Origin of the sequence: Sulfurimonas sp. (assembly GCF_026991475.1) — a bacterium.
Taxonomy (GTDB): domain Bacteria; phylum Campylobacterota; class Campylobacteria; order Campylobacterales; family Sulfurimonadaceae; genus Sulfurimonas.
Genome location: NZ_JALXBK010000121.1, coordinates 1 through 9905, shown reverse-complemented (window position 1 = coordinate 9905; position 9905 = coordinate 1). Strand labels below are relative to the sequence as shown.

Annotated in this window: 12 protein-coding genes; 3 read left to right on the top strand and 9 right to left on the bottom strand. The window is 37.4% G+C overall.

The window, feature by feature from the left end:
- Positions 1 to 164: 164 nt before the first annotated feature.
- The 4 genes from MV589_RS10425 to MV589_RS10410 form a co-directional block, all read right to left on the bottom strand.
- Positions 165 to 443: a hypothetical protein gene (locus MV589_RS10425; RefSeq protein WP_297434625.1), complete on the bottom strand. Its 279-nt coding sequence runs from the start codon at positions 441 to 443 to the stop codon at positions 165 to 167.
- An 8-nt stretch (positions 444 to 451) separates the two neighbouring features.
- Positions 452 to 1717, bottom strand: coding sequence for a phosphopyruvate hydratase (gene eno / locus MV589_RS10420; protein ID WP_297434624.1), 1266 nt, complete (start codon positions 1715 to 1717; stop codon positions 452 to 454).
- Between the two features lie 40 nt (positions 1718 to 1757).
- Entirely contained in the window at positions 1758 to 2795 is a 1038-nt protein-coding gene (gene recA, locus MV589_RS10415) for a recombinase RecA (RefSeq protein WP_297434623.1), read from the bottom strand.
- Positions 2796 to 2956: 161 nt separating this feature from the next.
- Entirely contained in the window at positions 2957 to 3439 is a 483-nt protein-coding gene (locus MV589_RS10410) for a general stress protein (RefSeq protein ID WP_297434621.1), read from the bottom strand.
- Between the two features lie 100 nt (positions 3440 to 3539).
- Here MV589_RS10410 and MV589_RS10405 point away from each other — a divergent pair, with 100 nt between their 5' ends.
- The 3 genes from MV589_RS10405 to MV589_RS10395 are packed head-to-tail and all read left to right on the top strand — an operon-like array spanning position 3540 to position 5467.
- A complete protein-coding gene (locus tag MV589_RS10405) occupies positions 3540 to 4403 on the top strand; it encodes a menaquinone biosynthesis family protein (protein WP_297434620.1) in 864 nt (287 codons plus the stop codon).
- Entirely contained in the window at positions 4404 to 4670 is a 267-nt protein-coding gene (fliQ, locus tag MV589_RS10400; RefSeq protein WP_297434618.1) for a flagellar biosynthesis protein FliQ, read from the top strand. It begins immediately after the preceding gene.
- A complete protein-coding gene (locus MV589_RS10395; RefSeq protein WP_297434616.1) occupies positions 4670 to 5467 on the top strand; it encodes a UDP-N-acetylmuramate dehydrogenase in 798 nt (265 codons plus the stop codon). Before fliQ ends, MV589_RS10395 begins: the two co-directional genes overlap by 1 nt.
- Here MV589_RS10395 and MV589_RS10390 read toward each other — a convergent pair.
- The 5 genes from MV589_RS10390 to MV589_RS10370 all read right to left on the bottom strand — a co-directional run.
- Positions 5457 to 6236 carry a TIGR04219 family outer membrane beta-barrel protein gene (locus tag MV589_RS10390; RefSeq protein WP_297434614.1) on the bottom strand — a complete coding sequence of 260 codons (780 nt, stop codon included), beginning with the start codon at positions 6234 to 6236 and terminating at the stop codon, positions 5457 to 5459. The two genes, MV589_RS10395 and MV589_RS10390, sit on opposite strands and share 11 nt — an antisense overlap.
- Before the next feature lie 395 nt (positions 6237 to 6631).
- A complete protein-coding gene (gene tpx / locus MV589_RS10385; protein WP_297434612.1) occupies positions 6632 to 7138 on the bottom strand; it encodes a thiol peroxidase in 507 nt (168 codons plus the stop codon).
- A gap of 258 nt (positions 7139 to 7396) precedes the next feature.
- Positions 7397 to 8374 carry a tRNA (adenosine(37)-N6)-threonylcarbamoyltransferase complex transferase subunit TsaD gene (gene tsaD / locus MV589_RS10380; RefSeq protein WP_297434610.1) on the bottom strand — a complete coding sequence of 326 codons (978 nt, stop codon included), beginning with the start codon at positions 8372 to 8374 and terminating at the stop codon, positions 7397 to 7399.
- Positions 8371 to 9441, bottom strand: a complete 1071-nt coding sequence (gene dxr, locus MV589_RS10375) for a 1-deoxy-D-xylulose-5-phosphate reductoisomerase (RefSeq protein WP_297434608.1) — start codon at positions 9439 to 9441, stop codon at positions 8371 to 8373. Before dxr ends, tsaD begins: the two co-directional genes overlap by 4 nt.
- A partial coding sequence (locus tag MV589_RS10370; RefSeq protein ID WP_297434606.1) for a phosphatidate cytidylyltransferase occupies positions 9442 to 9905 on the bottom strand: 464 nt, incomplete at its 5' end. It lies immediately after the preceding gene.

Here is a 9905-nt window from a genome sequence, read left to right as displayed (position 1 = left end):
GAAGATGGTAAAGTAAGTGTAGCACGTTTTAACATTGGAGGTTTTTGCATCTGCTCAGTTGTAAGCGGAATATCTAATGCAGAATTGATTGGAAAAAAAGGATTTTCACGAGCAAAAAGAGTAAGTGAAAAAAGAAGCATACAAAGTTTAATCATAAAAAAGCCTTATTGTGCAGAAATTTCTTTGAGTTCAAAATACTCACGTTGCAGTTGCGCATTTTCACTTTTTAGCACTACTATCTCATCTTGTAGATAACTCTGGTAATCTTGCAGACCTAAAAGCACTTCCACTGAGTTCGTGCCATAAAGTAAGATTCCTAAGTAAATACCAAGAGATACAATCAGAAAAAAAAGTGTGAAGAACTTTGCTAAAGACAAGCCAAGATACTTCTGAGTGAAACTCTCAGAGGTATCAATTTCTTCAAACAGCTCATCTTTTTGCATCTGTAGCCTTAGTTAAAAAGTGCGGACCCTAGATACTCGCTGTAAACAACTTCATTTTCTATCTCTAAAAGACGGTTGTATTTTGCAATTCTTTCACTACGAGCAGTTGAACCTGTTTTAATTTGACCACAGTTAAGTGCCACAGCAAAATCTGCGATGAACGCATCTTCACTTTCACCAGAACGATGACTCATAACACAAGTGTATCCACTTCTTTGTGCTAAACGCACAGTAAGCATAGTCTCACTTACTGAACCAATTTGATTTGGTTTAATAAGAATAGAGTTTGCAACACCTTTGTTAATACCCTCATTTAAGATATTTACATTTGTTACAAACAGATCATCTCCAACAAGTTGTACTTGGCATGCTAATCTATCTGTAAGCACTTTCCATCCATCCCAGTCATCTTCACTAAGACCATCTTCAAGAGAAACAATAGGATATTTATCACAAAGTTCTGCGTAGTACTCTACAAGTTCTTCACTTGTAACTGTACGATTTTCACTCTCAAGTCTATAACCACCTTCAACAACAAGCTCACTAGAAGCTACATCAAGAGCAATGGCAACATCTTTACCAGGAACATATCCAGCAGCTTCAATAGCTTCCATAATCACTTGAATTGGTTCTTCATTTGAACTTAAGTTTGGAGCAAATCCACCCTCATCGCCTAAAGAAGTTGAGTGACCTTTTGCTTTTAAAATAGCTTTTAAATGCTGATACACTTCAGAAGATGCTCTTAAAGATTCAGTAAAATCTTCAAAACCAATAGGCATAATCATATATTCTTGGAAATCAACACTGTTATCAGCGTGGCTTCCACCATTGATGATGTTAAGCATAGGAGTAGGCATAACCATTGCGTTTGCCCCACCCAAATAACGATAAAGTGGAATACCTAAACTTTTAGCAGCAACGCGTGCAACAGCCATAGATACACCAAGAACTGCGTTTGCACCTAAATTAGCATAGTTTTCAGTTCCATCAAGCTCTTTCATTGTAGCATCAACAACTGCCTGATTAAAAGGACTCATACCAATAAGCACATCAGAGATTTGACTATTAACATTTTGTACTGCTAATTGTACACCCTTACCCATATAACGCTCATCGCCATCACGAAGTTCTAATGCTTCACGCTTACCAGTACTTGCACCTGAAGGAACAATTGCACTCGCGGTAGTTCCATCACTAAGTCTTACGGTTGCTTTTACAGTTGGATTACCACGAGAGTCCATTACTTCTATTGCACTTACATCATCTATAAACATATATTATTTCCTCTTTAAAGTTTAGTTTTAGCCTCAAAGACTACACATCAGCCTCTGATATTTCTGAAGTGTCCATGGTCATAAGTGAACTCATTCCCATAGCTACTCTAATTTTTTCTTCAATCTCAGCTGCAAGTTCAGGCTCATCTCTGAATTTTGCCTTTACATTCTCACGACCTTGACCAAGCTTAACCTCTCCATACGAGAACCAAGCACCACTTTTATCAACAATGTCTAACTTGACACCATAATCAACAAGCTCACCCTCTTTAGAGATTCCCTCTCCAAACATTATATCAAATTCTGCCTGACGAAATGGAGGTGCTACCTTATTTTTTATAACTTTTGCTTTTACTCTGTTACCAATTTGACTCTCACCCTGCTTCAAAGAGGCGATACGACGCACATCTATACGCACTGATGCATAAAATTTTAGAGCGTTACCACCTGTTGTGGTTTCAGGAGAACCATATCCCATCATTCCAATTTTCATACGAATCTGATTGATGAAGATGACAGTACAGTTCATTTTGCTCAAAACACCTGTAAGTTTACGAAGGGCTTTACTCATTAAACGAGCTTGAACGCCAACTTGTTGGTCATTCATTTCACCCTCAAGTTCTACCTTTGGAGTAAGTGCAGCTACAGAGTCAATAACTATAAGATCAATTGCACCACTTCTCGCTATGGTTTCAACAATATCTAAAGCCTGTTCTCCATAATCAGGTTGTGATACTAAAAGATTGTCAATATCTACACCTAGATTTTTAGCATAAATAACATCAAGGGCATGTTCTGCGTCTATAAAGGCACAAACTCCTCCAGATTTTTGACACTCTGCTGTGATTTGAAGTGCTAAAGTTGTTTTTCCTGAACTTTCAGGTCCATATATTTCTACAACTCTTCCTTGCGGTACGCCATTAATCCCAAGTGCTAAATCTAAGCCTAAAGAACCTGTTGAAATAGACTGAATAGGTACAATATCTTTATCGCCAAGACGCATCAAAGCGCCTTTTCCAAAAGCTTTATCTATCTGCTTCATTGCGAGATCTAATGATTTTTGTTTGTTTGCATCCATGTTGGACTCTCTTATATTATGAAATTTGGACTAATTGTATGTAAAAAAACTGAACTATGTAAAAATTATGTCATTTTGCCATATTTTCATTCAAATCTTTTTCTCTATAAAAAATCAAAGAAATTTTATCCAAATAAGACTAAGAACATCCATAAAATATTTTACGCTTCACCTAAAGCTTTTTTTGCTATTTCCACAGCATCTTCACTTCCATGAACTATAACTAAAATGTGGTCATCTTTAATCATATCGCCATATTTTACAGCTAAAGACTTCTCAATACCCAAATCAACCAGCCAAGCCGTCATCGCCCCTGCTGCTCCAAACATTACAGCACCACCAGTCATACCAGCAATCGCTGTGAGTATCTGTCCTGTTGCTAAAATAGGTCCAACGCCAGGTGTCCAAAAAAGTATTCCACCCATTAATAAGCCCCAAAGTCCACCCCAAAAAGCACCCTGCTCACCCCAGAAAATAGCATTTTCTCTATTTTTATTAAATTCAAAACCATCCTGCGTTTTTTGCTCACCTTTACCAATGACTGAAATATATTTTTTTAATACACCATTATCAAGCAAGGTGTCAACACTTTTTGCAGCACTATCATACGAATCATACACTTTAACCAATACATCTTTACTCATAACGAACTCCTTATAATAATCATATAAAGTTATTATACTCCTAAAATAATTAATAGCATCAAAAAAGTTCTTTTTATCTATATTTCGATAAAATAAACGTATGAAAACAACACTAATAGCTCACTCACCCGACGCAGACGATATTTTTATGTACTATGCCATTAAATTTGGCTGGGTTACAATGAAAGATGTCAAATTTGACAATATTGCAAAAGATATTCAAACACTTAATGAAGATGCACTCAATGGTGTCTATGATATAGTCGCAATTAGTTTTGCACTCTATCCTCACATTAAAGAGGAGTATGCACCACTTCGTACTGCTGTTAGTTTCGGGGAGGGCTATGGTCCTAAGCTTATTAAACGCAAGGGAGAAAAACTCAAACGCAACTTTAAAGTAGCACTTAGTGGCGAACATACTACAAACGCAATGCTCTTTCGCATAGCGTATCCTGATGCACGTATTACATATATGAACTTTTTAGAGATTGAACAGGCCGTTATTGATGGAACTGTTCATGCAGGTGTGCTAATTCATGAAAGTATTTTAACCTATGCAGATGAGCTCGAAGTAGAGCGTGAAATGTGGGATATTTGGCAAGAGCTTGCTGGCGATGATCTGCCACTTCCTCTTGGTGGTATGGCAATTCGCCGTTCACTGCCACTTAATAAAGCAATAGAGTATGAAGCAACACTAACAAAAGCCGTTCAAGTTGCACGAGATCATAAAGATAGACTCTCAAAAATGCTAATAGAGAGAAATTTAGTGCGTATTGATGCGCCTACACTTGATAAATATCTTGAACTCTATGCAAATGATGAGTCAATCACTTTAAGCCCACTCCAGTACAAAGCAATAGACAAGCTTTTTGAGTTAGGGTACGAGCATGGTTTTTATGATGCACCTGTTAAAATTGAAGAGTATCTCATTCCTACTGAGTACAAAGAGCTACGGAACGCATAAATGGAAGCCAAACTTGTAGCTCTAGGAGTACAGACTTTTCAAATAGCACTCTACTTGGCACTGCCTGGTCTTTTAACAGGAATGCTTGTTGGTCTTGCTGTAAGTATCTTTCAAGCAACTACACAAATAAACGAGATGACACTCTCTTTTATTCCTAAAATTCTTGGTGTAGTTATAGTAATTGTTCTTACAATGCCATGGATGCTTAATGAGATGACAGACTTCTCTTTAAGTGTGTTTAATATGATTCCTACTTTTGTTGAGTAATGCACTACAAATCAATCAATTTTTCTAAATACTCCTCTTTTAAGATGGGCGGCACATTTAATGTCGCTCTTTTGGATGAAACAGTTAATGACTATACAGATTATTATCTTATAGGCGCTTGCAATAATATTCTTATTGGCGACAATCCCCCTCCACTTATGATGCTGCCAAAAAAATATGACTATATCAATATAGAAGAGAATATACTTAAAATAGGTGCGGCAACACCCTCTGGAAAAGTAGCCTCTTTTTGTAAAAAAAATAATATTGCAAATTTTGAATTTATCTCCCATCTTCCTGGAAAACTTGGTGGACTTGTCTATATGAATGCAGGGCTTAAAGAGTTTGAGATTTTTAATAACTTACTTAATGTGACACTCCTCTCAGGCAAAAAAGCAAAAGATGAAATAGCATTTGGCTACCGTTTTACCGATATTAACGAACCAATTTTAGAAGCTGCGTTTAAAATAGAATATGGTTTTGATAGCAAAAAGGTAACGATGTTTAAAGAGATGCGTGCAAACCAACCCTCCACCCCAAGTGCAGGTAGCTGTTTTAAAAATCCTCCAAATGAGTATGCAGGCAGACTTATAGAAGCTGTTGGACTCAAAGGCGTGCGAAAAGGCGATATGTGTTTTAGTCAACAACATGCAAACTTTTTGATAAATATGGAAGAGGGGAAATTTAAAGATGCACTTTATCTAATACGAGAAGCACAAAGAAGAGTAAAAGAAGAGTTTGGAATAACTCTCGAAGAGGAGATAGTCATCCTCGAGAAGGGTTTGACTAAAATCTAGCCATTATCCCCATATATGGACCTTGATAAGTTAAATCAACTTGTGCTTTATCACCATCATCAACTCTTAGTTTTTGCATTCTATAACCAACTTCTATTGCAGGTTGCACAACAGGTATAAAATCAAGTGTATAATCAAGCTTAGCTCTTACATCATACATAGTATTTGTACCATCTGTAATTGCTTTTGCATCAGCTTCTATACCAATGTTTGTTGTTGGAATTTGTACTCTATCTCTTAAATATACAAGAGGAACAACTGTAGTATCTGATGATGAATCACCCTTATAAACCTGAATGCCAGATACACTTACTGCACCTACTGTAGCATCTGATTGAATAACCTTTACATCAAGACCTACATCAATAGTCATCCAAAATGTATTATCTAAAATATTATAATACGGTATAACATCATATTGTGTTATATCTACTGTTGTCGGTGCTCCTGCAGCTGGTAAACCTACACCATTGACCTTTCCTGTTGTTGTCCCTTTATCTGAAAAAGAGACATATTCAAGACGAAGATTAGGAATAATAGGAAGAGGATGTTTTAGTAACATCCATGCATAAGTCCCGGCATCCTCTTTCTCTGCACTTGTGTAAGTACCATCAAGATTTAAGGCTCCATCACTATCTGTACGAGTAGCATATCCACTAGGAGTTTGAGCCCATACACCTACACCTGCCTCTATACGCATTACATCAGCACTAGCTGCAGTTGAAAGAATTGTAGCACCAATAGCTATTGAAGATATTATTTTTTTCATTATTACTCCATTTTTTATTATTAGACTTCTTTCATAACCTAAATATACTTCAGCATTTTATAGAGAGTTTTAATCAAGGCAGATGTTCTTCAGCGTAGCCGTAGCTACGGTGGAGGTTATCTAACGCAGAGTAAAGCTCTCTATAAATTGCCCAAAGGGAGGGATAAAAAAAGCGAACTTGCACAAAACTTTTCCTCACCGTAGCTACGGCTACGCTTCAAAAAAGATTTTGCACAATTTCATCTTTTTTTCTTCCCTCTGAAATATATCTAGGTTATGAAAGAAGTCTATTAATTATAAAAAATATTATAGCAAAATAAGAAGGTTTTACCTAAAGTTGATGAGAATTATTCAAGGAGAGAGGATATTTCTTGCCACATAAAGTGGCTAAGAAACTATTTTTTTGCAGCTTCGATTGCAGCGTCGTATTGTGGTTCTTCAGTAATTTCTGGAACGATTTCTTTGTAAGTTACAATACCGTTTGCATCAACTACGAAAATTGCTCTACAAGTAACACCTGCAAGAACAGATCCACCTAAAAGCACACCGTAAGCATTAGCGAAATCTTTGTTTCTGAAGTCTGAAGCAACAGTTAATTTGTCGATTCCCTCAGCTGAACAAAATCTACCTGCAGCAAATGGAAGGTCCATAGAAACAACAGTAGTTTTAACACCCTCTAACTCAGAAGCTTTTGCATTGAAGTTACGAGTTTCAGTAGCACATACACCTGTATCTAGTGAAGGAACAACAATAATAAGTTGTTTTTCGCCTTGAGCACCACCAACCTTAACATCACCTAAACCATCTGAATTTACTACTGTTACCTCTGGAGCTTTATCTCCTACATTTACTTCATTTCCTAATAACTCTACGTCTGTACCTTTGAATTTAGTTGTTGCCATACCAATTTTCCTTTAATTTTTTTTAAAAATTTAAGGGAACCTTTTTCATTTCCCTTTTTGTTACGATAAAAGAACACGTCCTTTTATCTACGCTAACGCTTGGTTTCCTTCGGCAGGAAGCCCAAAATGCTTTTGCATTTTTTTGAGAAATCTAAGCCGTAAACTTCTCTTTAGCGTTTGATAAAAGAAGTATATGTTAATTCGGATAATTTTTGTCTTATTTAGCAAATAAGTCATTTGATATAAGAAAAAATTAAGTTAAAGGTTACTTTTTGCAACAACATTTAACTCTTCTAAAGAGGAGAACATTTTTGCTTTATACATATCTACAGCCACTCTTCCTATCATGGCAGCATTGTCTGAACAGTAGTTCAAATCACTTAGTAGTAGCTTCGCACCATAAGGTTTTAATAGCTCCTCTATTTGTGCACGCAGGTAGAGGTTTGCACTTGCTCCGCCTACTATTGCAAAAGTTTTTGGAGGGTGATTAAGAAAATATTTTTTAAGTTTATGTGTGAGATGTTTTGTAGCAATATGCTCAAATGAGGCGGCAATATCTTTGTAATCCTCTTCACTTGCTTCTGCTACGGCAAGCCGTACTGCATTTTTGAGTCCTGAGTAACTAAATGCAAATTTCGGCGTTCTTAACAATGGAACAGTAAAATCGTATCTTTTTCTATTACCCTCTTTGGCAAGGTTTTGAATGGCTGGTCCACCAGGATAGCCTAGTCCCATCATCTTCGCTACCTTATCAAAACTCTCACCAAAGCTGTCATCCATTGATTTAGCAACAGTCTCTATCTCAGTGAGGCTCTTTACCTCCATCACCTGAGTATGTCCGCCTGAGACAAGCAAAACAGTCAAAGGAAAAATTGTCTCTTTTTCAATAAAGAGCGAATAGATATGCCCAATAAGATGATTTACTCCTATGATGGGAATATCTAAACCAACGCTCACAGCCTTTGCCAAAGTCACACCCTCAATGAGCGTCACAGCCAATCCCGGGCTAGAAGTAACCGCTACAGCTTTGAGCTTATCAAAATAGGGTTCACACTCCTCAAGTATTTTAGGAAGTGCTTCAGCGTGTAGGCGTGCTGCAAGTTCAGGAACAACTCCACCATAAATGCTGTGTTCTATCTCTTGAGATATTTTTTTATGAAAAAGCAGTCTGTTTGTCTCTATTTCTGTTATAGAAATAGCACTATCATCGCAAGAGCTTTCTATGCTTAATATCATCTCAAACTCCTTACAAAACTACGAACCTCTCTATCTAGCAAAAAGACATCATCCACGCTTTGTGGCACTGTAGTAAAGTTCTCATAAGCAGTCATAATAGTTTTAGAGATATCTAAAAAACCTATTTTTTTACTTATAAACATCTCAATGGCTGCTTCATTGGCTGCGTTTATAACTACTCCAGAGAGAGGATTATTTAACATACTCTCTTTAATCTGCCAAATAGGATAACGCTCTGCTTCTATCTCCCGAAACTCTAAAGAGCCAACTGTTAACAAGTCTATATGCTCTAAAATCTGCTCATCCATCTTTGCATCAAGGGCATAGGCAATAGGAAGCTGCATACTTGCCTTTGCAAAGTGTGCTGTTGTTGAGCCATCTTTAAACTCTATCATCGCATGAATAAGTGACTGCGTTTCAATCACTGCATCATAACGCCCTTCACCAAATAGCCAACGCGCTTCAAGCAGCTCGAACATTTTGTTTACCATTGTTGCCGAATCAATGGTGATTTTCTGTCCCATCGACCAGTTTGGATGTTTTTGTGTATCTTCAAGTGTTGCGTTTGCAAGCTTCTCAAGTGGCCAGTCACGAAATGCTCCACCACTTGCAGTAATCACCATCCTGCTAACAGGTCGCTCTTGCAAAAGATACCAAAGACCAAAATGCTCTGAATCTATAGGCTGGATTTTTGATGTGTCAATGAAAGCACCACAGGCAACAAGGGACTCCTTGTTTGCCAGAGCTACTTTTTTATCACACTCTATTGCTTTAAGAGTCGGACGAAGCCCTAAAAAACCAACTAAAGCATTCACTACTAATTTACTTTGAGACTCTTCTATAACGCGAAGAATTGCATCTTCTCCAAAGTAAACGCAGCTATGATTCACTTTTGCAATATCCGCTGCGTTTGCAACAACAACAACTTTGGGATGATGCTCTTGTATCTGCTTATTGAGCAAATCAATATTTTTACCACAAACAAGTACTTCTACTGCAATGCCAAACCTTTTGGCAACTAAAAGTGCATTAACACCTATAGATCCAGTTGAGCCTAGAAGTACCACTTAGACTAGCCCACGAAGTAGTACAAGCATAACAATACCACCAAAAAGGTAGCCATCAATTCTATCAAGTACACCACCGTGACCTGGTAGCAAGGTACCGCTATCTTTTACACCCGCGCTGCGTTTAAGCGATGACTCAAATAAGTCTCCAAAAATAGAAGTCGCAGAAACCGCAAAAGAGATAATAAGTGCTGTCCAAAAATCAACAACATAGAGACCAAAGAATGCACCCGCAAATGTTGCAACTGCCACACCGCCAAAAACACCCTCTAATGTTTTGTTTGGACTTGTCTCACAAAAGGGAGTTTTTCCTATGCTTTTACCAACTACATACGCTCCAATATCGGTAAGTGCTACAACTGCTAAAAGCCATAGAAGCGAGAGAACACCATACTCTTCATACATCGAAAAAATAAAAAGAAGTCCTGCAGTAGGGTAGATAAAAGGAAAGAAATCACGCCATT

Coding starts and splice junctions, on each gene's coding strand:
- MV589_RS10425 (WP_297434625.1), bottom strand. CDS start 443: ATGCAAAAAGATGAGCTGTTTGAAGAAATTGATACCTCTGAGAGTTTC.
- eno (WP_297434624.1), bottom strand. CDS start 1,717: ATGTTTATAGATGATGTAAGTGCAATAGAAGTAATGGACTCTCGTGGT.
- recA (WP_297434623.1), bottom strand. CDS start 2,795: ATGGATGCAAACAAACAAAAATCATTAGATCTCGCAATGAAGCAGATA.
- MV589_RS10410 (WP_297434621.1), bottom strand. CDS start 3,439: ATGAGTAAAGATGTATTGGTTAAAGTGTATGATTCGTATGATAGTGCT.
- MV589_RS10405 (WP_297434620.1), top strand. CDS start 3,540: ATGAAAACAACACTAATAGCTCACTCACCCGACGCAGACGATATTTTT.
- fliQ (WP_297434618.1), top strand. CDS start 4,404: ATGGAAGCCAAACTTGTAGCTCTAGGAGTACAGACTTTTCAAATAGCA.
- MV589_RS10395 (WP_297434616.1), top strand. CDS start 4,670: ATGCACTACAAATCAATCAATTTTTCTAAATACTCCTCTTTTAAGATG.
- MV589_RS10390 (WP_297434614.1), bottom strand. CDS start 6,236: ATGAAAAAAATAATATCTTCAATAGCTATTGGTGCTACAATTCTTTCA.
- tpx (WP_297434612.1), bottom strand. CDS start 7,138: ATGGCAACAACTAAATTCAAAGGTACAGACGTAGAGTTATTAGGAAAT.
- tsaD (WP_297434610.1), bottom strand. CDS start 8,374: ATGATATTAAGCATAGAAAGCTCTTGCGATGATAGTGCTATTTCTATA.